General features: G+C 55.1%; 24 protein-coding genes and 1 tRNA gene. 16 read left to right on the top strand and 9 right to left on the bottom strand.

Annotated features, from left to right (window positions below; all coding sequences use genetic code 11):
* Nucleotides 1-51 precede the first annotated feature (51 nt).
* The 4 genes from QSK07_RS05510 to QSK07_RS05495 all read right to left on the bottom strand — a co-directional run bounded on the left by QSK07_RS05510 (nucleotide 52) and on the right by QSK07_RS05495 (nucleotide 3,405).
* The gene (locus QSK07_RS05510; protein WP_008925394.1) at nucleotides 52-399 is read right to left on the bottom strand and encodes a DUF4156 domain-containing protein; all 348 of its coding nucleotides are present in this window, start codon (nucleotides 397-399) and stop codon (nucleotides 52-54) included.
* Between the two features lie 324 nt (nucleotides 400-723).
* Nucleotides 724-2,373, bottom strand: a complete 1,650-nt coding sequence (groL, locus tag QSK07_RS05505) for a chaperonin GroEL (RefSeq protein ID WP_094122227.1) — start codon at nucleotides 2,371-2,373, stop codon at nucleotides 724-726.
* 48 nt (nucleotides 2,374-2,421) lie between these two features.
* Nucleotides 2,422-2,715, bottom strand: a complete 294-nt coding sequence (locus QSK07_RS05500) for a co-chaperone GroES (RefSeq protein ID WP_009092502.1) — start codon at nucleotides 2,713-2,715, stop codon at nucleotides 2,422-2,424.
* A gap of 228 nt (nucleotides 2,716-2,943) precedes the next feature.
* Nucleotides 2,944-3,405: an FxsA family protein gene (locus tag QSK07_RS05495; protein ID WP_013359865.1), complete on the bottom strand. Its 462-nt coding sequence runs from the start codon at nucleotides 3,403-3,405 to the stop codon at nucleotides 2,944-2,946.
* A gap of 328 nt (nucleotides 3,406-3,733) precedes the next feature.
* On the opposite strand from QSK07_RS05495, the gene aspA reads away from it, so the two are divergent.
* The 6 genes from aspA (at nucleotide 3,734) to QSK07_RS05465 (ending at nucleotide 9,463) form a co-directional block, all read left to right on the top strand.
* Nucleotides 3,734-5,170, top strand: a complete 1,437-nt coding sequence (aspA, locus tag QSK07_RS05490; protein WP_033731988.1) for an aspartate ammonia-lyase — start codon at nucleotides 3,734-3,736, stop codon at nucleotides 5,168-5,170.
* A gap of 111 nt (nucleotides 5,171-5,281) precedes the next feature.
* A complete protein-coding gene (locus QSK07_RS05485; protein ID WP_285721065.1) occupies nucleotides 5,282-6,583 on the top strand; it encodes an anaerobic C4-dicarboxylate transporter in 1,302 nt (433 codons plus the stop codon).
* Nucleotides 6,584-6,647: 64 nt separating this feature from the next.
* Complete coding sequence (gene cutA / locus QSK07_RS05480) at nucleotides 6,648-6,962, top strand: divalent cation tolerance protein CutA (protein ID WP_098051711.1); 315 nt, start codon at nucleotides 6,648-6,650, stop codon at nucleotides 6,960-6,962.
* Nucleotides 6,938-8,638, top strand: a complete 1,701-nt coding sequence (locus QSK07_RS05475) for a protein-disulfide reductase DsbD (RefSeq protein WP_285721064.1) — start codon at nucleotides 6,938-6,940, stop codon at nucleotides 8,636-8,638. The genes cutA and QSK07_RS05475 overlap by 25 nt, the downstream gene beginning before the upstream one ends.
* A gap of 63 nt (nucleotides 8,639-8,701) precedes the next feature.
* The gene (dicD, locus tag QSK07_RS05470) at nucleotides 8,702-9,280 is read left to right on the top strand and encodes a division control transcriptional repressor DicD (protein WP_098051713.1); all 579 of its coding nucleotides are present in this window, start codon (nucleotides 8,702-8,704) and stop codon (nucleotides 9,278-9,280) included.
* 107 nt (nucleotides 9,281-9,387) lie between these two features.
* Nucleotides 9,388-9,463 (top strand) — tRNA-Phe (locus tag QSK07_RS05465).
* Nucleotides 9,464-9,640: 177 nt separating this feature from the next.
* Here QSK07_RS05465 and QSK07_RS05460 read toward each other — a convergent pair.
* On the bottom strand, nucleotides 9,641-10,540 hold the full coding sequence (locus tag QSK07_RS05460) for a LysR family transcriptional regulator (RefSeq protein WP_285721063.1): 900 nt from the start codon (nucleotides 10,538-10,540) through the stop codon (nucleotides 9,641-9,643).
* 126 nt (nucleotides 10,541-10,666) lie between these two features.
* On the opposite strand from QSK07_RS05460, the gene speB reads away from it, so the two are divergent.
* Nucleotides 10,667-11,641: an agmatinase gene (gene speB, locus QSK07_RS05455; protein ID WP_285721219.1), complete on the top strand. Its 975-nt coding sequence runs from the start codon at nucleotides 10,667-10,669 to the stop codon at nucleotides 11,639-11,641.
* On the top strand, nucleotides 11,638-12,723 hold the full coding sequence (locus QSK07_RS05450; RefSeq protein ID WP_098051715.1) for an iron-containing alcohol dehydrogenase family protein: 1,086 nt from the start codon (nucleotides 11,638-11,640) through the stop codon (nucleotides 12,721-12,723). Before speB ends, QSK07_RS05450 begins: the two co-directional genes overlap by 4 nt.
* Nucleotides 12,724-12,790: 67 nt before the next feature.
* On the opposite strand, the gene QSK07_RS05445 is transcribed toward QSK07_RS05450, so the two are convergent.
* Nucleotides 12,791-13,744 (bottom strand): LysR family transcriptional regulator, encoded by a 954-nt coding sequence (locus tag QSK07_RS05445; protein WP_285721062.1) that lies wholly within the window; start codon nucleotides 13,742-13,744, stop codon nucleotides 12,791-12,793.
* A 159-nt stretch (nucleotides 13,745-13,903) separates the two neighbouring features.
* Between QSK07_RS05445 and argH the strand changes: the two genes are divergently transcribed.
* The 7 genes from argH to QSK07_RS05410 are packed head-to-tail and all read left to right on the top strand — an operon-like array spanning nucleotide 13,904 to nucleotide 20,981.
* Nucleotides 13,904-15,334, top strand: coding sequence for an argininosuccinate lyase (gene argH, locus QSK07_RS05440; protein ID WP_098051717.1), 1,431 nt, complete (start codon nucleotides 13,904-13,906; stop codon nucleotides 15,332-15,334).
* Nucleotides 15,335-15,371: 37 nt separating this feature from the next.
* Nucleotides 15,372-16,250: an amino acid ABC transporter permease gene (locus tag QSK07_RS05435; protein ID WP_285721061.1), complete on the top strand. Its 879-nt coding sequence runs from the start codon at nucleotides 15,372-15,374 to the stop codon at nucleotides 16,248-16,250.
* A 21-nt stretch (nucleotides 16,251-16,271) separates the two neighbouring features.
* Nucleotides 16,272-17,036, top strand: coding sequence for an amino acid ABC transporter ATP-binding protein (locus tag QSK07_RS05430; protein WP_285721060.1), 765 nt, complete (start codon nucleotides 16,272-16,274; stop codon nucleotides 17,034-17,036).
* A 20-nt stretch (nucleotides 17,037-17,056) separates the two neighbouring features.
* On the top strand, nucleotides 17,057-17,890 hold the full coding sequence (locus QSK07_RS05425; protein WP_285721059.1) for an ABC transporter substrate-binding protein: 834 nt from the start codon (nucleotides 17,057-17,059) through the stop codon (nucleotides 17,888-17,890).
* A 4-nt stretch (nucleotides 17,891-17,894) separates the two neighbouring features.
* Nucleotides 17,895-18,755, top strand: coding sequence for a polysaccharide deacetylase family protein (locus tag QSK07_RS05420; RefSeq protein WP_285721218.1), 861 nt, complete (start codon nucleotides 17,895-17,897; stop codon nucleotides 18,753-18,755).
* Nucleotides 18,748-19,626, top strand: a complete 879-nt coding sequence (locus QSK07_RS05415; RefSeq protein ID WP_285721058.1) for a polysaccharide deacetylase family protein — start codon at nucleotides 18,748-18,750, stop codon at nucleotides 19,624-19,626. The genes QSK07_RS05420 and QSK07_RS05415 overlap by 8 nt, the downstream gene beginning before the upstream one ends.
* Nucleotides 19,623-20,981 (top strand): MmgE/PrpD family protein, encoded by a 1,359-nt coding sequence (locus QSK07_RS05410; protein WP_285721057.1) that lies wholly within the window; start codon nucleotides 19,623-19,625, stop codon nucleotides 20,979-20,981. The genes QSK07_RS05415 and QSK07_RS05410 overlap by 4 nt, the downstream gene beginning before the upstream one ends.
* Nucleotides 20,982-21,025: 44 nt before the next feature.
* On the opposite strand, the gene QSK07_RS05405 is transcribed toward QSK07_RS05410, so the two are convergent.
* From QSK07_RS05405 to QSK07_RS05395, 3 genes are all read right to left on the bottom strand, one after another.
* Entirely contained in the window at nucleotides 21,026-22,195 is a 1,170-nt protein-coding gene (locus QSK07_RS05405; protein ID WP_285721056.1) for a Gfo/Idh/MocA family protein, read from the bottom strand.
* A 10-nt stretch (nucleotides 22,196-22,205) separates the two neighbouring features.
* Nucleotides 22,206-23,123, bottom strand: a complete 918-nt coding sequence (locus QSK07_RS05400; protein ID WP_285721055.1) for a TIM barrel protein — start codon at nucleotides 23,121-23,123, stop codon at nucleotides 22,206-22,208.
* A 150-nt stretch (nucleotides 23,124-23,273) separates the two neighbouring features.
* The gene (locus QSK07_RS05395) at nucleotides 23,274-24,299 is read right to left on the bottom strand and encodes a LacI family DNA-binding transcriptional regulator (protein WP_285721054.1); all 1,026 of its coding nucleotides are present in this window, start codon (nucleotides 24,297-24,299) and stop codon (nucleotides 23,274-23,276) included.
* 326 nt (nucleotides 24,300-24,625) lie between these two features.
* Here QSK07_RS05395 and QSK07_RS05390 point away from each other — a divergent pair, with 326 nt between their 5' ends.
* Nucleotides 24,626-25,669: a Gfo/Idh/MocA family protein gene (locus tag QSK07_RS05390; RefSeq protein ID WP_285721053.1), complete on the top strand. Its 1,044-nt coding sequence runs from the start codon at nucleotides 24,626-24,628 to the stop codon at nucleotides 25,667-25,669.
* Nucleotides 25,670-25,685: the final 16 nt, after the last annotated feature.

Here is a 25,685-nt window from a genome sequence, read left to right as displayed (position 1 = left end):
AACGGCCAGCAAAAAGCTGGCCGATTAAATAAAGCAGGCGTCCGATTCACATTATGGGCACTTATAAACCTGGCCGGTCATTTTGCTGTCGAGTGGTGCGAACGCGGACAACAGATTCTGTGTCGGGCTGGTTGCCCCGTAAATGACGTTGCCGCCCATCTCCGCTGCGCGATTGCGCAGGTCATTGGCTGCACCGCGCAGTGCGCTGGTTTCGCCGCCTGCACCGCTCAGCCAGTTACTCTGTGAGCCGGTGATATTGCCCAGAAGCTGGCAGTTATTGCCAGGCTGCTGATCGGTAAACGTCACACGCTGTCCTGCTGAAGAGAGTTGCGTGGAGCTGCTGCAGCCCGCCAGCAATAACGCGCCAGCCGTCAGTCCGAGCAAGAGGTTAATCCGCATTGTAATCCCCATTTATTATCATCAGAGTCGGGTGGCAGCGTAGCAGAAAAAGATCACTTTTTTCTGAACATTCATTGCCTTAATCCCGTTATATCACCTCAATATTTCATACTGAGTTCAGGCTGGCAGATTGGCGCATCCCGATAAACTTACAGCAGTAAGTCAATCCGGCAGGGCGGCAACAGTCAGCGCGCAGACAGCGGGAGATATCAAGAGGAAAGACGAACGATTGCGCCACTACTTATACTATTTTCCTGCCCAAAAGAAAAACCCCCGACCGTTTCCGATCGGGGGTTCTGTGATGACTTAAGCAGTCAACGGCAGTTACATCATGCCGCCCATACCGCCCATGCCACCCATACCGCCAGCGCCGCCGCCTAAATCAGGTGCGTCGCCTTTTGGCAGGTCAGTGACCATACATTCGGTGGTGATCATCAGACCCGCAACAGAGGCCGCGTACTGCAGAGCAGAACGGGTCACTTTGGTTGGATCCAGGATACCGAAGTCGATCATGTTGCCGTACTCTTCAGTCTGCGCGTTGTAACCGTAGTTACCGTCGCCCGCTTTCACGTTGTTAGCAACAACGGATGGCTCTTCACCGGCGTTAGAGACGATCTGACGCAGTGGAGATTCCATTGCGCGCAGCGCAACTTTGATACCGACGTTCTGATCTTCGTTCTGACCACGCAGATCGGCCAGCTGTGCTGCAACGCGAACCAGCGCCACACCACCACCCGCAACCACGCCTTCTTCGACAGCAGCACGGGTTGCGTGCAGCGCATCTTCAACGCGTGCTTTCTTCTCTTTCATTTCAACTTCAGTTGCTGCGCCTACTTTCAGAACGGCTACGCCGCCTGCCAGTTTCGCTACGCGCTCCTGCAGTTTTTCTTTATCGTAATCGGAAGTTGCTTCTTCGATCTGCTGACGAATCTGGGTCACACGGCCCTGGATTGTCGCCTCTTCACCCACACCGTCGATGATGGTGGTGGTGTCTTTGTTGATCACAACGCGTTTAGCCTGGCCCAGATCTTCCAGCGCCGCTTTTTCCAGCTCCATACCGATCTCTTCAGAAATTACGGTACCACCGGTCAGGATAGCGATATCCTGCAGCATAGCTTTACGACGGTCGCCAAAGCCTGGTGCTTTAACCGCAGCCACTTTTACGATGCCGCGCATGGTGTTAACTACCAGCGTTGCCAGCGCTTCGCCTTCAACATCTTCCGCGATGATCAGCAGTGGTTTGCCTGCTTTCGCAACGGCTTCCAGTACTGGCAGCATTTCACGGATGTTAGAAATTTTCTTGTCAGCCAGCAGGATGAACGGAGATTCCAGTTCAACCGCACCGGTTTCTGGCTTGTTGATGAAGTAAGGAGACAGGTAGCCACGATCGAACTGCATACCTTCAACCACATCCAGCTCATCCTGCAGGCCGGTGCCTTCTTCAACAGTGATCACGCCTTCTTTACCGACTTTTTCCATCGCCTGAGCAATCAGCTGACCTACGGTTTCATCGGAGTTAGCAGAGATAGTACCAACCTGCGCAATCGCTTTAGAGTCTGAGCAAGGCACAGACAGCGCTTTCAGTTTCTCAACCGCAGCGATAACTGCCTGGTCGATACCGCGCTTCAGGTCCATCGGGTTCATACCCGCTGCGACCGCTTTCAGGCCTTCAGTGATGATTGACTGTGCCAGTACGGTTGCCGTGGTGGTACCGTCGCCCGCAGCGTCGTTCGCTTTAGAGGCCACTTCTTTCACCATCTGTGCGCCCATGTTCTCGAACTTGTCTTCCAGCTCGATTTCACGTGCCACAGAAACACCATCTTTAGTGATGGTCGGTGCACCAAAAGATTTATCCAGAACCACGTTACGGCCTTTCGGGCCCAGGGTAACTTTTACTGCATCTGCCAGTACGTTCACGCCACGCAGCATTTTTACGCGAGCGTCATTACCGAATTTTACGTCTTTAGCTGCCATTTCAATTGTCCCTTAAATTCGTTTCGTTCAGTGAGTTACGCGAAAAAATTACGCTTCAACAATCGCCAGAATGTCGCTTTCAGAGATGATCAGCACTTCTTCGTTGTCGATCTTTTCGGTTTTAGCACCGTAACCTTCATTGAAGATCACGACATCACCAACCTTCACGTCCAGCGGCTTAACGTCGCCACTCTCAAGGATGCGGCCATTGCCGACAGCCAGAACTTCACCACGGGTGGATTTACCGGCTGCAGAACCGGTCAGCACGATGCCGCCAGCTGATTTAGCTTCAACTTCTTTACGCTTGACGATGACGCGATCGTGCAATGGACGAATTTTCATTTGATAGCTCTCCTTTGAGAAGTCCAATCATTCAGTTTTGGGGTTGAACACCGGGCTGCATGGCTTCCGGCCTCGTGACCAGAGAGATAAGGCCATACCCACCTGCTTTCAAGGGGGCGGACAACAAATTTTTTACCCGAACGTGATAAGTGGCGGCTTTTTGAACAGAAGGCGCGACAAATAAAAAACGCAGCCCGAAGGCTGCGCTTTCAAAGGTGACCGCTGTGATTAACGATCCTTGTGATCGTCATGGTGCTCAAGGCGATCGCTGTTTTTACGCTCGAACTCGCCATCCATGGTGTAACCGCTGTCAGGACCGGCTCCCGGCCCGCGCCAGACACGCAGATGGGGCATCAGCTTCAGCGTCAGATGCTTCTGCACCGGTGGCAACAGTAGCAGCAGACCCAGCAGGTCAGTAAAGAAGCCCGGCAACAGCAGCAGGAAACCCGCGATGATCAGCGATACGCTTTTGATCATCTCACTGGCAGGACTTTCGTTACGCGCCAGCTTCTCCTGCATCAGCATGAAGTTCTTCATGCCCTGATTTTTAACCAGCGACACCCCGATGCACGAGGTAAAGACCACCAGCAACATGGTCAGCAGCACGCCCATGACGTGTGCAACCTGAATGAAGAGCGAAATCTCGATCCAGGCCAGAACAAAAAAGACTAATAACGGTATCCAGCGCACCGTACTCTCCTGTAAGTAGGGGCTGAACGGCAGCGTGCCGGTCAGCAGAAAGCGTTCATCCTGAGGAGGATAAAAAAAGAGATGGGCACCCGCGCCGCCATTTTCAACCGATCCTGTCAAATTTATCCTGCGGGGTTAATTTTGTAACCAACTTCACATATCGTTAACCAGACGGCAGCATGAAGTAATCTGCATGCGTGCTTTTCTTATGCATCAGAATATGATCGCACATGCCACCGTGAAGACGGATAATGTGTAGGCACGGGCACACCACAACAAAATAAACACATCCTTTGTGATGGTTAGCGGCAACAACAAGAAGGTTATCATGGCGAACAACATTCGTATCGAAGAAGACCTGTTAGGTATGCGCGAAGTTCCGGCGGATGCCTATTATGGCGTTCATACTCTGCGTGCGATTGAAAATTTTTATATCAGTAACAGTAAAATCAGCGACATACCTGAATTTGTCCGCGGTATGGTGATGGTAAAAAAAGCGGCAGCGATGGCCAATAAAGAGCTGCAGACCATCCCGCGTAACATTGCCGATACCATCATTAAAGCCTGCGACGAAGTGCTGAACAACGGCCGCTGTATGGACCAGTTCCCCGTGGATGTCTATCAGGGCGGTGCCGGAACCTCGGTCAACATGAACACCAATGAGGTGCTGGCAAACATCGGTCTGGAGCTGATGGGCCACCAGAAAGGGGAATATCAGTACCTTAACCCCAACGATCATGTGAACAAATGCCAGTCCACTAACGACGCCTACCCGACTGGTTTTCGCATCGCAGTTTACAGCTCGCTGCTAAAGCTGCTTGATGGCATCAGCCAGCTGGCCGAAGGCTTCCAGCACAAAGCGGATGAATTCCAGACCATCCTGAAAATGGGCCGCACCCAGCTGCAGGATGCGGTGCCAATGACCCTGGGTCAGGAGTTTCACGCCTTTAGCGTGCTGCTGAATGAAGAGACCAAAAGCATTCTGCGCACTGCTGAACTGCTGCTGGAAGTGAACCTGGGTGCGACCGCCATCGGCACCCGCCTCAATACCCCGGAAGGCTACCAGCACCTGGCGGTTCAGCGTCTGGCGGAAGTCAGCAATCTGCCGGTGGTGCCAGCGGAAGATCTGATTGAAGCGACCTCTGACTGCGGTGCCTATGTGATGGTCCATTCATCGCTGAAACGTCTGGCGGTGAAGCTCTCCAAAATCTGTAACGATCTGCGCCTGCTCTCCTCCGGTCCGCGTGCTGGCCTGAACGAAATCAACCTGCCAGAGCTGCAGGCGGGTTCCTCTATCATGCCGGCCAAGGTCAATCCGGTCGTGCCAGAGGTCGTTAACCAGGTCTGCTTCAAAGTGATTGGCAACGACATTACCGTGACGATGGCCTCTGAAGCAGGCCAGTTGCAGCTTAACGTGATGGAGCCGGTAATTGGCCAGGCGCTGTTTGAGTCGATCAGCATCCTGACTAACGCCTGCTACAACCTGCTGGAGAAGTGCGTTAACGGCATCACCGCCAACCGCGCGGTGTGTGAAGCCTACGTCTTCAACTCGATTGGTATCGTCACTTATCTCAACCCGTACATCGGGCACCACAACGGCGACATCGTTGGCAAAATCTGTGCGGAAACCGGTAAAAGCGTGCGTGAGGTGGTGCTGGAGCGTGGCCTGCTGACGGAAAGTGAGCTGGACGATATCTTCTCAGTACAGAACCTGATGTACCCGGTTTATAAAGCCAAACGTTATACCGATGAAAACGAACAGTAAGGCTTAACCGACGCTGGTTAACCAAAGGCACATCGCGATCAACACGGTGTGCCTTTTTTTTTGTTACACAGTACACCCTGGTTTTACCGGTTTACTTTTCAGGAGTGATTCATGTTTGTGGTTGAGCTGCTTATCGTCTTAATGGCGATCTGGTTGGGCGCACGTCTTGGCGGCATTGGCATCGGGTTCGCCGGCGGCATGGGCGTGCTGGTCCTGACGCTGGGATTTGGCATGGCACCCGGTGCTATCCCGTTCGATGTGATCGAAATCATCATGGCGGTGATCGCCGCAATAGCCGCCATGCAGGTGGCGGGCGGCATGGATTATCTGGTGAGCCTGGCGGAACGCCTGCTGCGCCGCCATCCACGCCATGTCACGCTGCTGGCCCCGCTGGTGACCTATCTGATGACGCTGCTGGCCGGGACCGGACACACCGCGTTCTCGACGTTGCCGGTAATTGCCGAAGTCGCGAAGGAGCAAGGCGTTCGCCCTTCCCGACCGCTGTCGATTGCGGTGGTGGCTTCGCAAATCGCGATTACCGCGTCACCCATTTCAGCCGCGGTGGTCTTCTTCGCCACCCTGCTTGAACCGCGCGGCGTCAGCTACATCACGCTGCTGGCGATTGCTATCCCCTCAACCATGGTGGGTCTCTTCCTGGCGGCACTGGTGACAAACTTCCTGGGCAAAGAGCTGAAAGATGATGAGGTCTATCAGGCGCGTCTCGCCAAAGGCGAAGTCACGCTGCGCGGTGCCAGCGTCTTCCAGGCAAAACCGGGCGCGAAAAAATCGGTGCTACTGTTTCTGACAGGGATTGTGGCCGTGGTGCTCTATGCCACCGCGACCAGCGCCAGCGTCGGCCTGATCGCCAATCCGCCGCTACCACGTAACGAAGCGATTGTGGTATTTATGCTGACCATCGCCACGCTGATCAGCCTGACCTGCAAACTCGACACCAGCGAGATCCTCAGCGCCAGCACCTTTAAATCCGGCATGAGCGCCTGTATCTGCGTGATGGGCGTCGCCTGGCTGGGCGATACCTTTGTCAAAGCGCATCTGGCGGAGATCCAGATGCTGGCGGGCGACGCGCTGAAAACCTATCCGTGGATGCTGGCGCTGGTGCTGTTTTTCGCCTCCATGCTGCTCTATTCGCAGGCCGCCACCACCAAAGCACTGATGCCCGCCGCGCTACTGCTGGGCGTGACGCCGCTGACGGCCATCGCTTCCTTCGCGGCGGTTTCGGCGCTGTTTGTGCTGCCGACCTACCCGACCCTGCTGGCCGCCGTGGAGATGGATGACACCGGCTCAACCCGGATTGGCAAGTTTGTCTTTAACCATGCCTTTATTATTCCCGGCGTGATCGCCATTGCGCTGTCGGTGCTATCCGGCTTCGTCTTTGGCGGGTTGCTGGTGTAACGCCGTCATCGTGTTACAGAGGGAGCGTGCTATCATCGGCGCTCTTTTCAACAGGAGCCACAGCATGAATGCGATCGTTATCCTCTGCACCGTGCCCGATCAGGCCACAGCAGAAAAACTTGCTGCCCTGGCGCTGGAAGCCCGACTGGCGGCCTGCGTAACCCTGCTGCCAGGCGCGACCTCCTGGTATCTCTGGCAGGGCAAAATGGAGCAGAGCAGCGAAGTCCAGATGCTGCTGAAGTGCGACAGCGATCATCAACAGGCGTTGTGCGACCTGCTCAAAAAGGCGCATCCTTACGATGTGCCTGAACTGCTGGCGCTGCCGGTTCAATATGGAGACAGTGAATACTTGTCATGGCTGCACGCATCTCTCGTTTAATTACGCTTCTGCTGACGCTGTTGATCTGTCTGCAGGCGCACGCATCCCTCTTTTCGAATCCGGCGACCAGCCGCTTTGTGCCGGTCGATCAGGCGTTTACGTTTGACTTTGACCAGCAGGGCACGCAGCTCAACCTGCACTGGAAAGTGAAATCGGGTTACTACCTTTATCGCCAGCAGATCCACCTCACGCCCCAGAACGCGACCATCGCGCCGCTGACGCTGCCTGCCGGTCAGCCGCATGAAGATGAATTCTTCGGCAAAAGTGAGATTTATCCGCAGGACCTGACGCTGCCAGTGACGCTGAAACAGGCAGGCCCTGATGCCACGCTCAGCGTTACGTATCAGGGTTGTGCCGCCGCCGGATTCTGTTATCCGCCGGAGACACGCAGCGTGCCGGTGAGCGCTGTCGCAGCCAGCAGCGCGCCAGCGCCGGTCAGTGCTCAGCCCGCGCCCGCCAGTCCGCTGCCCTTTTCTCCGCTCTGGGCGTTATTAATCGGCATCGGCGTGGCGTTTACGCCCTGCGTACTGCCGATGTATCCACTGATCTCCGGCATCATCCTTGGCGGCAAGCGCCACTATTCGCTGGGCAGACTATTTGCGCTGGCAATGGTCTATGTCCAGGGGATGGCGCTGACCTATACGCTGCTGGGACTGGTGGTCGCGGCCGCGGGTCTGCGCTTCCAGGCCGCGTTGCAGCATCCTTACGTGCTGTTCACGCTCTCCCTGCTGTTCATCGTGCTGGCACTGTCAATGTTCGGCCTGTTTACACTGCAACTGCCCGCCAGCCTGCAAACCCGTCTGACCCTCTGGAGCAATCGCCAGCAGGGAGGATCGCTGCCCGGCGTCTTCCTGATGGGCGCGCTGGCAGGTTTGATCTGTTCGCCCTGCACCACAGCCCCGCTCAGTGCCATTCTGCTTTACATCGCGCAGAGCGGAAATCTGTGGGCCGGTGCCGGAACGCTGTGGCTCTATGCGGTCGGCATGGGATTACCGCTGATTGCCGTGACCCTGTCTGGTAACCGGCTGCTGCCGAAAAGCGGTCCGTGGATGCAGACGGTTAAAGAGGGCTTTGGCTTTGTCATCCTGGCGCTGCCGGTGTTTCTGCTGGAGCGGGTGCTGGGCGACGCGTGGGGAGTGCGGCTCTGGAGCCTGCTTGGTGTAGCATTCTTTGGCTGGGCATTCAGCGTCAGCCTGCGCGCCAGCAGCGGTAAGTGGCGCGTGGTGCAGATTATCATGCTGGCCGCTGCGCTGATCAGTGCACGTCCGTTGCAGGACTGGGCCTTTGGCGGTCAGGCCGCGCAGCATGCTGTGACACCGCTACCGTTCCAGACGCTTCAGACACCGCAGCAGCTCAATAGCGTGCTGCAGCAGGCCCGTGGCCGCATCACTATGGTCGATCTCTACGCCGACTGGTGCGTCGCCTGCAAAGAGTTTGAAAAATATACCTTTAGTGATAGCGCCGTGCGCGATAGCCTGAGTCAGGTACAGCTGCTTCAGGCCAACGTCACTGCCAACAGCGCCAGCGATAACATGCTGTTACAGCATCTTCAGGTGCTGGGCTTACCGACGATTTTGTTCTTCGATGCGCAGGGCCGTGAAATCCCCGGTTCGCGCATCACCGGGTTTCTCAATGCTGCCGACTTCAGAGCGCATTTGCAGAAATTTACCCCGTAAACAACACTGGAGTCAGGTCATTGCCCGGTGAATGACCGGGCCTGCATACCAGAGGAGAGTCACTTGCAGCGTGAACAGATACTCGAGCATGCATTGAATGTGCTTGAACAGAACGGCCTCGCCGCCACCCTCTCATTGGAAACCCTGGCGGGACAGCCTGAATTAACCCTTGAGCAGCTTCAGCTGTTCTGGCCCGATCGTGACGCTCTGCTTTATGATGCGCTGCGCTATCACGGCCAGCAGATCGAAACCTGGCGCCGCCAGATCCTGCTGGACGAATCGCTGTCACCTGATCAGAAGCTGATGGCGCGCTATGAAGTACTGAGTGAGCAGGTCAGTAAGGGACGCTTTCCGGGCTGCCTGTTTATCGCCGCCTGCAGTTTCTACCCGCAGCCCGATCAGCCCATTCATCAGCTGGCTGAGCAGCAGAAACGCGGCTCCTGGCAGTTCACCCATGAGATTCTGGTAGAGCAGGCGCTGGATAATCCCAGCATGGTCGCCGATCAGATGGAGCTGATCCTTGAAGGCTGCCTGAGCAAGCTGCTGGTGAAGCGTAATGTGCAGGATGTCGCCACCGCGCAGCGACTGGCGGAAGATGTTTACAGCATCGCGCTGTGCCGTAAAAATGGCGCGCTGGCCTGAGTTTTTGCCCGCTTTGACTGAAAATCAGGCAATCAGTCACGTTTCCAGGGGTTTTTTAGTGAAAGCCGTTGACGACCCGCGGCCTTTACGGTTTAATGCGCCCCGTTGCCCGAATAGCTCAGTCGGTAGAGCAGGGGATTGAAAATCCCCGTGTCCCTGGTTCGATTCCGGGTTCGGGCACCACTCTTCATAATATGCTGGTCAGGCAATGACGGGCGTTAAACGGGAAAAACCTTATCGGTGTTACTCCCGCCTCAGAAAGACCTCCTTTATACCGTTCCCTGTTAATCGCGACAAAAATTTTCCTGAATAATGGCATCACGTCTCTTCTGCGCTTCGTTTCCAGCGCCTGACGGACCATCATTGCGCATCCGCCCCTTCCGCTTTACGCGCCATAAGAATATCTTTCATGCCCCGAATCAGAGAATCCCGGCTACGGCCCCGGCGATAAGACAGGGAAAACTGCGCGCGAAAACTGAAATGGTCGGGCCGCAGCCGTTTCAGTACACCCTGCGATTCCCAGCGATGGGCATAGTGCGCAGGCAGGTAACCGATATACCGGCCAGAGAGGATGAGCGTCAGCTGAGCTTCAATACTTTCAACTGAGGCCGTGCTCTGGCGAAATCCCCGCTTATTAAACTCCGCCTGATTCCAGTACCGGCGGGTGACCATGCCTGTCTGCTGTATCTCTGTTACCTCAGCCACGCGCTGGGATAACGGGTGTGCCTGGCTGCAATAGAGCCAGTGCTGCTCCTCATACAACGGCACCATCACTAAGTTATTCATCCGCAGTGGAAAATGGCCTACCGTGAGGTCAAGTCTGTCCTCCAGTAATTGCTGCTGCAGCGAATTGGGATCGCTCACGCCCAGGTTGAAAAAAACCGCAGGAAAGCGCTGATTGAATCTGTTAATTGCGTCCGGTAAATCGAGCATCCGGTCGGTCACCGTGGCGTCGACCACGCCTAAAGAAAATTGCCCGCCGGGTTCACTTTTCAGGGTTTCCACCTGTTCCTGCCAGTGCCCCAGACTTTGCAGCATTTCCTGGCTGTAAGCGAAAAACTGCTCGCCTTTGCGTGTTAGCGCAAACCCGCCACGACCGCGATGGCACAGAACAAAGCCGAGCTGGCTCTCCAGCTCGCTCATATACCCACTGATGGCAGACGTCGACATGTTGAGCACTTGCTGCGCCCGCGAAAAGCCCTGACACAGAACAACCGTGGTGAAAACCTGTAAACCTCTCAGATTGGGTACCCCCTGCATCGGCTTTCCTTCATTTTTTCCCCGGATAAGTTAAGTAATCACTGAACTGATTATCTGCCGTCAAGTATTTTTTCTTCCGCTTTTCCAGGCGAGGATAAAACACCAGTCAACGTGAGGAACAGAATGATGACCAGTGTTAGTCTGCCAGCTTTTCCGCAACCACAAAGTGGAAACGATATGCCCCGGTTCGCCGGACGCGGCACCATGATGCGTCTGCCTGCGGCCGAAACACCCAGCGAACTCGACGCGGCCTTCATCGGCATTCCGCTCGATATCGGTACTTCGCAGCGCAGTGGTACACGTTATGGTCCCCGCGCTATTCGCGCAGACTCCGTTATGATCCGCCCCTATAACATGGCGACCGGTGCGGCACCCTTTGAGTCTCTGCGCGTGGGCGATCTGGGTGATGTGCCTGTTAACACCTATAACCTGCAGAAATCTGTGGCGATCATTGAGGAATTTTACAGTGCGCTGAATGCCTGGCCTGTGATCCCTCTGACGCTTGGTGGCGACCACACGCTGACACTGCCTGTGCTGCGTGCGCTTGTGAAAAAGCACGGTCCGGTGGGATTAATCCACATTGATGCGCACACCGATACCAATGACGAGATGTTCGGCGAGAAGATTGCCCATGGCACAACATTCCGCCGCGCGGTGGAAGAGAATCTGCTGGACTGTAAACGTGTGGTGCAGATTGGCCAGCGCGCGCAGGGGTATGCGGCAGGTGACTTCCAGTGGGGAATTGATCAGGGATTCCATCTGGTGCCTGCCGGGCAATGCTGGTATCGCTCAATGGCCCCTCTTATGGAAGAGGTACGCGCACGTATGGGCGATGGCCCGGTTTATCTCTCCTACGACATCGACAGTTTCGACCCGGCCTGGGCGCCGGGCACAGGTACACCGGAAATTGGCGGCCTGACGAGTATGCAGGGGCTGGAAATTGTTCGCGGCTGTCGCGGACTCAATCTGGTAGGTTGCGATCTGGTGGAAGTTTCTCCCCCCTATGATATCTCCGGCACCACGTCGCAACTGGCGGCAAATATTCTCTACGAGATGCTGTGCGTACTGCCCGGCGTCCGCTATGACGGAAAATCGACATGAACGAACTGAATCTGGTATTCCCGGCGCGCGTGCTGCGTGGCGCAGGCGTGTTAAATCAACTGGGTGCCGCGTGCGCGCTGCTCGGCCAGCGTGCGTTATTGATTGGCGGCCACAAGGCCCTGAAAGCGGTGGAGCAAACGGTGCAGGACCAGCTGCGGCTGGCTGGCGTTAACCTGGTGGCACAGACATGGTTTGGCGGTGAAACCTCGCTGACCCAGATTGATCGCCTGGCCACCATGGCAAAAGAGCTTGAGGCAGATTTGATTATCGGTGCGGGCGGCGGCAAGTCATTGGATACCTGTAAAGCCGTGGCGGCACAGCTGGGGTTACCGGTAGTGACACTGCCCACCATTCCGGCCACCTGCTCTGCCGTAACACCCCTGACAATTCGCTACGATGACGACGGTAATTTCTACGATATTTATCCGCTTCCACAGGCGCCTGCCGCCGTCTTTATCGATAGCGAATTACTGACGAAAGCGCCGGCTCGCTGGCTCGCAGCCGGTCTGGGCGACACGCTAGCCAAGTGGTATGAATTCCGCGCCGTCAGCGTGCGCCATCCGGCACAAGAAGGAAATGCATTGTCATCACTGGCGCACAGCAGGATTTGTTACGACATCATCGCCGGCTATGGCCCTCAGGCGTATCAGTCTGTTCTCCGTCACGAAAACAGTGCGGCTCTGGATCAGGTACTGGACGCCATATTTACGTGGGCAGGTCTGACATCTTTAATGAGCAATGGCGCGCACGCTGCGGCTGCTCATGCCCTTTATGAAGGGTTCACCTTCTGTGACAAGACGCGTGAATTCGGCCATGGCCTGCTGGTCGGCTTTGGCAATCTTTGTCTGCTGGCGCTGGAAAATCGCCCTGATGACGAGCTGATCAAAGAGATTAAGCTGGCACAGCAGTGTGGCATTCCCCTGACGCTGGCCGATATTGCGGCCCTGAATCAGGATGAACTGGCGCTTATTGTCAAAGAGTCCGTGTGCGCGCCCGATATGGCGTCAATGGCAGCACAGGTTACTGAAGCAGATTTGTACAAAGCTATCGGGCATGTTGAGCAACTGGTCTCCCGATTGTAACGATTTACCTGCTCCTGCGGGGGCAGTCTCTCTGCACCAGCGCAGTGCAATACAGGCGTACCTTCCTTTATTCCACTCCCAGTTCGTTCATAAATAATTTAATAACCTTATTTAATTTTCTTCCTCTCTTAATCATAAAACAGAACCGTGCTGTAACATTGAGTTCATCATTGCCGATTGCGCGCATTTTTCCCTCTGCCACGAAGCGTTCAGCATAGTGCTTTGGCAGGTAGCCAATAAAGCATCCAGTCAGGATCAGCATCGCAACCGCTTCAACCTGCGTAGCCTGGATCCGGCTGCTGCTGAAGTTGAACTTACTGTTTTTGTGGTGGGCGCTGGCGTAGGTGTGATTAATGACGGGCGTTTTTTGCAAAACCTCTGGGGTAATATGCTGAAGATCAACAGAATATAATGGGTGTCCGGCACCGCAATATAATTCCGAATATTCAGTATAAAGATTGCTGTAAATATAATCTTCCTTTTCTGAATAGACCGGTGCAATTGCACAATCCAGACGGCCTTCCATTAAACCTCGTTCTATTTCCTCAAGATGCAAAGTCTGTAATCGCATGTTCACTTTTGGTGCATTAATATGAAAATTACGCACTACTGTGGTGAGCGAAAATTGCGAATCGGTAATCGTGTTATCCACAACACCGATATTTAAATCACCCAGAACTTCATTACGAGTGCTGTATAATTTATCACGAAACTGATCGATGGAAGTAAACAGCTCCAGGCTGGCATTATAAAGGTTAATACCATGTTCCGTAAGGAGAAAACCATCCCTCCCACGTGTGCAAAGTGTCATACCGAGTCGAATTTCCAGGTCCGATATTTGCTTACTAATCGCTGCAAGACCTATATTCAGCTCGTTGCTTGCAGAGGTAAAACCTCCGGATTCAACCACGCATTTGAAAACTCTAAGTAATTTCAAATCGACATTATTAATCGATAACGATTTACTGTCGTTCTTTTGAATTTCGTTATTGTTTCCCTGTTGGGAAAGTTTAGTTTCCATAATTTATATTTCGTTCCCGGCTTATTTTCGACAACTATAAGACCTCTTAATAAATTCGAAACCCTGCTGCAAACCAAAAATACCGGCTTTAATTTCCATCAAGTTAACACTAAATCACTGAGCTAAATCAATCAGCAATCCAAGACGAATGAGGTTTCTATGACAGGTAGTACCAACGCCGCCCTGTGGGGAGCACGTTTCAAAAGCGCACCTGATGCATCCCTGACTACGTTATCACGGAGCCCGGAGTACTACTTTTCTCTGGCCCCTTACGATCTGGCCGGTTGCCGTGCGCATGCTCATGAACTCGAACGTGCAGGGCTGTTGTCAGCCGATGAGACCGTGAAGATGGTTGCTGCTATTGATCAGTTAGACAGTGATTTTCGTGAAGGCCGCGTTGCACCATCGCATGCTGATGAAGACGTACACACGTTCATCGAACGCGAATTATTAGCGCGCCTTGGCGCTCTGGGCGGCAAACTTCGCGCCGGACGCTCACGTAACGATCAGACCGCGAATGATCTGCGTCTCTACCTGCGTGACAACGCAAGAAAGATTGTCGCGCAATTGCTTCAGCTCCAGCAAAGTCTGGTCAGCCAGGCTGAACAGCATACCAATACTATTGCACCGGGCTTTACGCATCTGCAGCAGGCGCAGCCGATTGTCTTTGCTCACCAGTTGCTCGCACATGCCCAGGCATTTTCCCGCGACATCCAGCGCATGCAGGACTGGGATGTTCGCTGTGGCCTGTCTCCGCTCGGTGCAGCAGCGATGGCCGGCTCTGCAATTGCTATGCACCCGGAACATTCTGCGCAGGAGTTAGGTTACAGCGCCCCGTGCGAAAACTCTATTGACGCCGTCGCCAGCCGCGATCACGTTGCAGAGTTTCTTTTCATCGCCGGGATGATTGGCATTAACCTGTCGCGTCTTGGCGAAGAAGTGTGTCTGTGGGCATCCCGCCAGTTTGCCTGGGTGGATATTCATGATAGCTATGCCACTGGCAGCTCCATCATGCCGCAAAAGAAAAACCCGGACATTGCCGAGCTGACCCGCGGGCGCAGTGGACGTCTGCTGGGGAACATTACGGCCATGATGGCGACCATGAAAGGACTGCCGCTTTCCTATAACCGCGATCTGAGCGAAGACAAACGTAACGCGCTGGATTCCGTTGATACATTGCTGGTCGTGCTGCCTGCGATGTCAGGCATGATGGCGACCATGACCGTCGATACAGACGCGTTGCTGCGCCAGGCGCCGGACGGTTTCACACTGGCCACCGAAGTTGCAGACTGGCTGGCTAAACGCGGCGTACCGTTCAACGAAGCGCATGAAATCACCGGTAAGCTGGTACGTTTCTGTGAAGCCTGCGATTTCGGACTCAGTGACGTCAACGACGAACAGTTACGCGAAATCGACCCGCGTCTGACACCGGATGTGCGTAACGCTCTGACGCTGGAAGCCGCTATCGCCGCACGCAGCGGATTTGGTGGCACAGCCCCCAGCCGTGTTGAAGAACAGATTTCTCGTCTGAAACACACTCTTGCAACGCAGTCTGAATGGGTCAGTAACTACAAGGGCCTTGTCCTTTAATCTGTCCATTCCTTCAGACTTATTATGGAAGCACTGTATGACTATCTCGCAGAACGCTGATAAACACAGCATAACGCAGCAGAGCATGAAGCATACCGATCTCAGTCAGTACGAGTATGTTCCTCGTCGTTATTATGGTCGCTACACCGCGACCGTCATCATTGTGTCGCTGATCGGTGCGTTAATTCACGCATTCTCACAGGGTAATATCGAATGGTCCTACGTGGGTCAGTTCTTTACCGCGAAGGCCATCATCGATGGTGTGATTAATACCCTGATCATGTCGATTCTGGCCATGGCGCTAGGCATTATCTTCGGGGTAGTGGCGGCGATAATGCACATGTCGCCGAATCCGGTTTTACACTATGTTGCTGTAGGCTATGCCTGGATTTTTCGTGGTACGCCTTTGATTCTGCAACTGTTATTATGGTTTAACCTGGCGCTGGTTTTCCCGACGATTTCCATTCCGGGTGTGTTTCATGTTGAAACCGTCAGCATTATGACGCCATTCGTCGCCGCGTTACTGGGTCTCAGTATCAACCAGGGCGCTTATACGTCGGAAGTTGTGCGTGCCGGCCTGCTGTCCGTAGATACCGGACAATATGAAGCGGCGAAAGCTATTGGCATGCCCCATCTTCAGGCATTGCGCCGTATTATTCTGCCGCAGGCAATGCGCGTGATTATACCTCCTGTGGGCAATGAATTTATTGGTATGATCAAAACCACCAGCCTTGCCAGTATGATCCAGTATTCAGAACTGCTGTATAACACGCAGAATATTTATTATGCAAATGCAAGGGTCATGGAACTTCTGTTCGTCGCGGGTATCTGGTATCTGATTATCGTTACCATACTTTCATTCCTGCAAAGCCGGCTTGAACGTTATTTCTCACGCGGAAGCCGCCTCAGAAACTAACTTTTAACCTGGGAATGAAAAATGAGAAACATTGTTAAAGCGGTTAAAGTCAATAAATTCTTTGATAAGTTTCATGCATTAAAAGACATTGATATTGATGTCGAATATGGTGAGGTAATGTGTATTTTAGGGCCATCAGGCTCTGGAAAAAGTACCTTTCTTCGCTGTATTAATCAGCTGGAGAAAATTGATAACGGTGGCATTTGGGTAGATAACGAAATGCTTGGCTACCGCGTATCGGGAAATAAATTATACCCATTGAGCGATTTGCAGATTGCTCGCCAGCGCCAGCAGACGGGCATGGTTTTTCAGCGTTTCAACCTGTTTCCACACAAAACGGCCCTGGAGAACATTACTGAAGGTCCCTGCCAGGTTCTGATGCGTCCTGCCAATGAAGCGCGGGAAGAGGCCATGGACTTACTAAATCGCGTGGGACTGGCCCATAAAGCGGATGCTTATCCTCAGGCGCTTTCCGGCGGGCAACAACAACGCGTAGCGATTGCCCGGGCGCTGGCGATGAAGCCAAAACTTATGCTATTTGATGAACCCACATCAGCACTGGATCCGGAAATGGTCGGTGAAGTGCTGGCAGTGATGCGTCAACTGGCAAAAGATGGAACGACCATGGTTGTGGTAACTCATGAAATGGGGTTTGCGCGTGAAGTGGCAAATCAGGTCGTGTTTATGGACGAAGGAAGCATTATTGAACGGGGAACGCCGGAAGATATTTTATTGAATCCGCAGAACCCAAGAATGAAAAACTTTATTTCAGCCATTCTTCTCTAATCGTCTCACAGGAACTAACTATGAAAAAGCCTGTATTATCGCTGCTGTCCGCCACCTTATTCATGACGCTTTCTGCAGCCAGCATGGCAGTTCCCGTTTTGCCAGAACCGATTAAATCACGCGGTGAGTTGGTCGCGGCTATTATGCCAAACTACCCACCGATGGAGTTTAAAGACCCGGCCACCAATCAATTAACCGGTGTTGACTACGATCTTGGCAACGCTATCGCTAAAAAGCTGGGCGTTACGATTAAATGGCAGGAAATCAGCTTCGAACAGATGATTAACGCCGTCAAAACGAAACGTGTTGATTTAATTATGTCGGGTATGAGTGATACGGCAGAGCGTCAGAAAGTGATCAGTTTTATCGATTATCTGACGTCCGGCCCACAGTTTTATACGCTCGTCAGCCGTAACGACATCAGTGCTCAGGCCGATCTCTGTGGTAAGAAAGTCGGTTCAAGCCGGCGCACCGATTTCCCGGCAAAAATCACGGAATGGAGCCAGAAAAATTGCGTGGCGGCCGGTAAACCCGCGATTAACGTGGTAGGCACCGAAGGCACTGCCGATGCGCGTGCGCAGCTGCGCCAGCGTCGCCTGGATGCTGTAGTGCAGGGCAGCGAAACGTTGCCTTACATCATGCAACTGGAAAAAAATACCTACAAACCGCTGGGTACCGCTTTCACGCAACAATACACCGGCCTGGGCTTACCGAAAGATAATCCTCAACTGATTGCCGCTATCCAGGGCGCTCTGGATGAACTGATCGCAGACGGCAGCTATCAGGCTATCCTGAAAAAATGGGGGCTGAATGATGGCGCAGTAGAAAAAGCCGCCGTTAATCAGGGTAAATAATATGATGACCACTCTGCAGCAGCACGGATCTCGCCCCCGCTGGCCTGACGGTAAACAGGCCTGCATGGCGCTGGCTTTCGACCTCGATGGGCCTACCGGCGATGCCATGCTGAATAACACCATCTGGCAGAATCCGGAATACTTTACCTTCGGGGGTTACGGCCCTTTCCGGGCGCTGGGCAGAATACTGGGCTTGCTGGAGCAATTTTCCATCCCGGCAACATTTTTTGTGCCTGCATGGGTGGTCGAAAACTGGCCACAACAGTGTGCCGCTATCATCGAACAGGGACACGAGGTTGCCTTTCATGGCTATCGGCATGAGTCGTTCTGGGCGCTGACGGCTGATGAACAGCGACAGGTCATGCAGAAATCCCGTGATATTTTCTGGCAGTATCTGGGCATTCGTGCCGAGGGTTTTCGCACACCCTCCGGCGACTGGCACGCCGACACCACGTCGGTGCTGGTTGAAGCGGGCGTCACCTACTCCAGCAGCATGCGCGGCGACGATCGCCCGTATTTCATTCCTGTCGCGGGCGACCCGCAGGGATTAGTCGAAATCCCAGGCCGCTGGGAACTGGATGACTATGCCTCGCTCGCTTACACCCGCGCGCCCGATTTCCCGTCAGGGCTTGACCGGACCGCGAGCTATTCGCTGACGCTGGAAAACTGGTGTCAGGAATTCGATGGCGCAATGAATGAAGGACTCTGCCTGACGACGCTTTTCCACCCAAAAATCAGCGGAAAACCGGGGCGAATCCTGTTACTTGAACAATTTATGGATCACATGAAGCAGCGCGATGACGTCTGGTTTGCGCGCTGCCGCGATGTGGCCCATTGGGTACGCCAGGAGGCTAACCATGGTTAATGCTCACCCCTGGCCTGACGGGCAGCGTTGCGCCGTCATTCTGACAATTGATTATAACGATATTCACGGCATTCTGACGCAAACCCCCGCTGTGGCTGGCCGCGAGAAGACGCTCTCCGTCTGGCGTTACGGGACCCAGCGCGGCGTTGATCGTATCCTTCAGGTGCTGGCGGAGCAGCAGGTTCAGGCGACATGGTGTCTCCCCGCGATAGTGGCACAGGAGAATCCGTCGACATTTTCGCGCATTGTTCAGGCGGGTCATGAGATCGCCTGTTCAGGCTACCGGCACCAGAATTTCAGCCAGTTAACGCTGGACGAACAGATTGCCAGCGTTGAGCAGGGCTGTGATGTGCTTGAAGCCGCGTCGGGCCAGCGTCCGCGTGGATTCCGTACGCCTGCGGGACAATGGGCACCGGGTCTTGCAAGGGCGTTAGCGGAAAAAGGGATGGTGTGGTCCTCCTCCTGGCGGGGTGATGACCTGCCCTATTTTCATCCGGATGCGCCTTTAGTTGAACTGCCGTTGCACTATGAATCTGAGGATGAACCCTATTTCGCGTTCAACCTGAGCCCGGCCGTTCCGCCGGGACAGTCTCGCATTGCGTCCTACAGCCATACGCTGAACAATATGAAAATGGATTTCAGCGGCTTCTATCAGTTTGGCCTCTGCTATGTCCTGCGGCTTCATCCTGAAATCATCGGCACTGCCGGACGTGTCGGCCTGCTGACCGACCTGCTGGCGTTTATTCGCAGCCACGCGGGCGTTTGGATCGCCACCGCCAGCGACGTGGCGCACTGGTGGCAGCAGCAGCCGCCTAATTGCTCCAGCCATCCGGCAGAACTCTTCCATCACCATACAGGGCGCGCGAAATGAGTGATTACCAGCAGCAGCTTGCCAGCTTTGTTCACCAGATGGACTTTGACGATATCCCCCCTGCCCTCGTTGAGCGTTGCAAGCGCCATATTCTGGATACATTGGGTGCTGCGCTGGCCGGTACAGACAGTGAGGTTTATCATGCAGTCGCGGCGACTGTGCTGACCGACGGTGCCGCGCCGCAGGCCGTCTTATGGGGAACCCCGCACGCCAGCAGCGTAAAAAATGCCGCGCTGCTCAATGGCGTGGCAGCGCATATGTACGAGCTGGATGATACGGGCGGCTGCGATCACTCCGGCGCGGTTGTACTGCCAGCGGTGCTGGCGGCAATGCCATTATGTAAGGCACCGCCCACAGGTAAGGTACTGATCACCGCCGTGATGATGGGTTATGACGTGGGGCGTCGCGTGCTTGAAGCCTGCGGGGGTTACTCTCCGCACAATGGCGCTGGCTGGCACTCCACGGCAACCTGTGGCGTTTTCGGCGCGGCGGCTGCCGTTGCGAAGCTTCTTGGGTTGTCAGCCGCGCAGATTTCTTCAGCGCTGGGGATTGCCGGCAGCTTCAGCGGCGGGCTGTGGGCGTTTATTCATGACGGATCTCAGACCAAAAAGCTGCATGCGGGACGCGCGGCGGAAGGCGGTCTCTTTGCCGCTCAGCTGGCGGCCGGCACGATCATCGGGCCGGAAAAACTGTTCGATAATGTCTGGGGCGGGTTTCTCTCCACGCTGGCACCATCGAGTCAGCAGCCTGACGCACTGACCGCCGATCTGGGTAACGTGTGGAAACTGGAACGCTGCTCAATCAAGCCTTATGCCTCCTGTCGCGGCGTCCACTCCGCAATTGATGCGATCATATCACTCCGCCAGCGCACTCAGGCCAGCCGGGAAACGATTGAACGTATCGATGTTCATCTCTGCGGCTTCTTAAACGGGATGTGCGGTGGCCGGGACCTCAGCAGTCTGGCAGCCGCGCAGATGAGCCTGCCTTATGCGCTGGCGGCCTGCATTGTTTACGGCAGCGCAGGCCTGGAGGTTTATGACGAAGAGAAGCGTTTTGCCGCGCCGGTCACGGAGATGATGAAACGTATTCATCTGCAGATCGATCCCCGGCAGGACGATAATGATGAGCCACAGGTTGTACTCACGCTGACAGATGGAAGCCAGCAACAGCAGCGTGTGGATATTGCCCTGGGCGCGCCGGGCAATCCTCTCAGCGATGAACAGCTGCTGCAAAAATTTCGTTCACTGGCGACGCGCATCCTGCCGCCTGAGCAGGCCAGCGAGCTGGCAACACACTGTCTGACCCTTGAACAGGCGGATGACTGTCGCGTATTACTGCCCCTGCTGTCACAGTAGCGCCATCGTCGCGCGTATTCATGTCTGAATACGCGCGGTGTTTGCTAACACTCAACCCACACCGCCCCGGCATCTGCGGATTTCACGCACTGCGCCACCCAGCGCACGCCCGCTAATCCGGCATGCACATCGGGATACCAGAAATCCGCCAGAAAGGCGGTGTCACGGCGATCGGTCGCATCCATTGCCAGCGCGAAGCGGCGATAGAGATTCGACCAGGCTTCAAATAACCCTTCCGGGTGCCCGCCGCCAATGCGATCCTCTTCCAGCGCGCGCGGGTTAAGGTAGCCCATGCCGCGCTCCAGAGTGCGAACCGGCTCGCCCTGCACTTCGTAACGCAGCTGGTTTGGCTGCTCATCCCACCACTCCAGACTGGCTTTCGATCCGACTACGCGAATCTTCTGACCGTGCATTGAACCCGCATTCACCGCCGAGGCCCAGAGCGCACCCACCGCGCCGTTGTCATACTCCATCATCACAAAGGCGTTATCCTCCAGCGGCGCACGCGAGGCGACAAAACTCTGGCGCGAACAGAGCAGACGCGTCACCTTCAACTGCGGCAACATCGTTTCGGCGATAAACAGCGGATGCGTTGCCAGATCGCCTAACACGTAGCTCGGGCCGACAAAGCGCGGATCTACCCGCCAGCGGGTGCTTTCACTCTGCAACTCCACCGCCTCATTATGGAAGCCGTGAGCAAACTGCATATTTACAATGCGGATCTCACCCAGTATGCCTTCAGCGATCATCTCTCTGGCCTGATGAATCAGCTGATGCCCGGCATAGCCGTAAGTGACGCCGAGAATCTTCTGCTTCTCCCGGCTAAGCTGCTCCAGCTCATCGGCCTCTTCGACCGTAAAACAGAGCGGCTTCTCGCACACCACATGCAGCCCGGCATTCAGCGCCGCGCGGCAAATGGCGAAATGGGTATTGTTTGGCGTGGCGATCGACACCGCTTCAATGCCATCTTCGCGCGCCGCTTCTCCGGCGAACAGGCTGGCGTAGTCGGGATAGCAGCGTTCGGGTGCCACACCCAGCGCCTGACCAAACTCGCGGCCGCGCGTCGCGTCGATATCGAACGCCCCCGCCAGCAATGCAAAATTGCCGTCACGCTGCGCCGCCGAACGATGGATATAACCAATCTGGCTGGTGCCGCCGCCGCCGATCATGCCCCAGCGCAGCGAGCGGTTAACTGCTTTTTTACCGTTAATCATGCTGTTGTCCTCAGAATCCTGTTGAGCGGAGATAATCCAGGCTGGCTTTCACATCCTGCAGGCTGGTGTCGGCATGACGCGGATCGCGCTCCTGTTCGATGGTGATCCAGCCCTGATAATGACGTTCAGTCAGCAAGCTGCGCACCGCCGGATAGTCGATCGCGCCCTGCCCCAGCGGACACATCACCCCCTGCGCGCAGGCAGTGAAAAAGTCGAGTCCCTTCGAGAGGGCATCACGCCAGACCGGCTGATTAACGTCTTTGAAATGGAGGTAGTCGATACGGTCCCAGTATTGTTCCAGCGAAGCGACCGGATCCATGCCAGCGTAATAGAGATGACCAGTGTCCAGGCACAAACCGGCGACCTGATGCGGAATGTCAGAGACCAGCTGCGCCAGCTCATCGGCAAACTCAATACAGCCACCCGCATGCGGATGAATAACCGGCCGCACGCCATACTCCTGCCAGGCGATTTCACTCAGAAGGGTGATGTGCTGCATCATGCGCTGCCAGTCGTCAGCGGAAAGCCGTGGCGCCTTTTCAGACTGACCGGCATATTTCGCCCGTGCCGGATTGCCGAAATCAATAATCACAAGATAAGGCGCGCTGGCACCGGGCGTTTTAGTCGCAACAGGTACGCTGGACAGCGTGCGACACAGATTGTGGGTCAGCGTCACCAGCGTCGGAAAATGCGCTTCACTGACTAAATCATCGAAAATTGTGCCTGCCACCAGCGAAAGCTGATGCGCATTAAGCTGCCGGGTGAGTTCGGCAGCATCGGTTGGCAGATAGCCCCAGGGGCCGAGTTCAATACTGGGATAGTCGGCCTGCGCGGCTTCGGTCAGAACTTTCTGCCACGGCGGCAGAAAGGGATTAGCGGGATCATCCACGCCCCAGCTACAGGGCGCATTCGCAATATGAAAGGTCATGATGTCTGCCTGTGCAATGAAAACTGCAGGCAGTATCAAATAAAAATTTCATCTCACACAACAATGAAAGTTTCATTTTTTGATAGAGATCGCGTTTAAAAACCCCATTAAATGATAGATTACTATCAAAAACTGGCTAACCTGTTCTTTCTACAGATTTTCACGCGTTACGATATCAAATGGCACGGTCACCTGTGCAAAATGGTCAGGCTGATCCATCCGGCTGCTGAGACAGGTAGCGATGACCGCCTCCGCCATCGCATCAATACGGTGGCGCACCATCAGCGTGATGGTACCGTCAATCAGCGCCAGTTCATCGCCGGGCAGCGGGCCGTGGCACAGAAAATCAATCTGCGTGCGACCGCTCTCACGCAGCGCCTGTATCACGCCCTCTATGCCGCCGCAGGGCGCATAAATCATGACCAGATCGTCGTGGGCTTCCAGCAGTTGCCGGGTCGCCTGATAGCCTCCTTCACCCGACTCATGCGTTTTTAACGGTTCCAGTACCCGCTGACTGATGCCTGACTCGCGCAGGTAGGAGCGGAAACTGATTTCGCTGCTCTCCTGGCAGGTGAAACGGTGGTCGCCCAGCAGCACACCCACACATCCCGGCTCACGCAGGAGATGCTGCGCCATCCAGGCCGCAGTGCGTCCTGCTTTCTGATTATCGATGCCAATAAATCCGGCATGGTCACAGGGCGAGAAATCGGAGAACAGCGCGTAAACCCGCACACCCAGCCGTGAAATATCCTGGATTGCGTGACGGATCAGCGGGTGATCCAGCGCCACCAGAGCAATCACATCGCAGCGCTGTGCCAGCTGACGCAAGGAATGCACGACGGCTTCAACCTCGTGAATATCATGCCAGCAGAATTCAGGTTCGCTGCCCTGTGGCTGCTGCGCCCTGAGCTGCTGTTTCAGCGCCTCGCCCAGCTGCTGATAAAACGAATAGCGGGCAGGCAGCAGGATAAAGCTTACGCGGAGTGCGGCTGCAGCCAGTGGCGCGGTGGTCTGGCTGTGCGCCTGGGTCAGGCGATAACCCAGTTCGCGGGCCGCAGCCAGCACTTTCTGCTCGGTCACACTGCGTACCGGCGCACGGCGGTTCAGCACCCTGTCTACCGTCGCCACACCCACGCCCGCGGCCTGCGCAATGGCCGTCATCGTCACTTTTGACATCACTCTTCTCCTGCTTTTTCCTGGTCGCGTTAGCTGACGGCTGCGTCTTTATGCTCTGTTGTTAAAACAGCTCTATTTTATCGCGACATGGCCATTTCCTCTCATTTATTTGATAGAAAATAAAAGCTAATTTTGATCTTCCTCTCAAAATGAAACATCCATTTCTTTCAATGTTCTCTTTAAAACGTCTATTTGCTAAAACGGGTAAAAATCCCGCGTCGATCCGGTTGATGGGATCCCATCATCAAAAGGTTAGAGCGGTGACGGTGTGCTTTTTATAGTGGAGTCCTGAGCACCCCCAGCCTGCACGTAAAAAAGGACAAGTAATGTTCCCATCAACGCTTCCGGCTCCACGCATAACCGATGCCCGCCAGGTTCCGCGACTGCGCTGGGGCATTATCGGGCCAGGCTGGATCGCCGACCATTTTGCCCATGCGCTGTGCCAGCATACCCACCAGCAGATCACGGCGGTGGCTGCGCGCGACACGGCAAAAGCACAGGCCTTTGCTGACAAATGGTCAATCAGCCATGCCACAGGCGATCTCAATGCGATGCTGGCGCGGGATGATGTGGATGCGATCTATATCGCGACACCCCACAACCACCATTTTCCCGATGGCCTGCGCGCGATTGCCGCCGGAAAGCATCTGCTGATCGAAAAACCGCTGGCGCTGAATGCGCAGCAGGCGGCTCAGCTTAAACAGGCCGCCGCTGCCGGGAACCGGCTCTGCATGGAGGCGATGTGGTGCAACTTTGCGCCGAAGTATGACGTTATCCGTCAGCTTCTGGAGGATGGCGTACTCGGGGACGTCCACACCCTGATTGCCGATCACGGTGAGTTTTTCACCCCGGATCACCGCATCTTCAATGCCGGGCTGGCGGGCGGTCCGATGCTCGATCTCGGCAGTTATCTGGTGGCGCTTAGCGTATTTGTTGGCGGCGGTGCGCCTGACACGATCGTCGCCCGTGGTCAGCCCGTCCCGGATGGACGTGTCAACGGTCAGACGTCGATGCTGTTTACCCATCAGCACGGCATGCAGTCGGTGCTGAATACTACCCTGTTCAGCAACACGCCCGGCTGCGCGGTGATTGCCGGTCGCGACGCCACGCTGGAGCTGGCGGGCCAGTTCTATGCACCCGGTAACTTCACGCTTACTTCCAGCGATCGGCGTCACCGTCTGCAGTGGCAGGAACCCACTAACCGCTATGAACAACTCTGTCATGAAATTAACCACTTCGCCTGGTGTGTCGGCCAGAACCTGATCGATTCGCCTGTCCACTCGCTTGACCAGACGATCATCACCCTGGCCGCAATGGACAACGTCAGGCAGCAGACTGGCGTGACCTTCAACGAAGAACAGCAACCTTAATGTGCCCGGAGCAGAA

Origin of the sequence: Pantoea sp. QMID4, from assembly GCF_030270445.1 — a bacterium.
GTDB classification, from domain to species: domain Bacteria; phylum Pseudomonadota; class Gammaproteobacteria; order Enterobacterales; family Enterobacteriaceae; genus Pantoea; species Pantoea vagans.
Note: the sequence above shows the minus strand (reverse complement) of the source record. Positions and strands in the feature narration are given on the sequence as shown.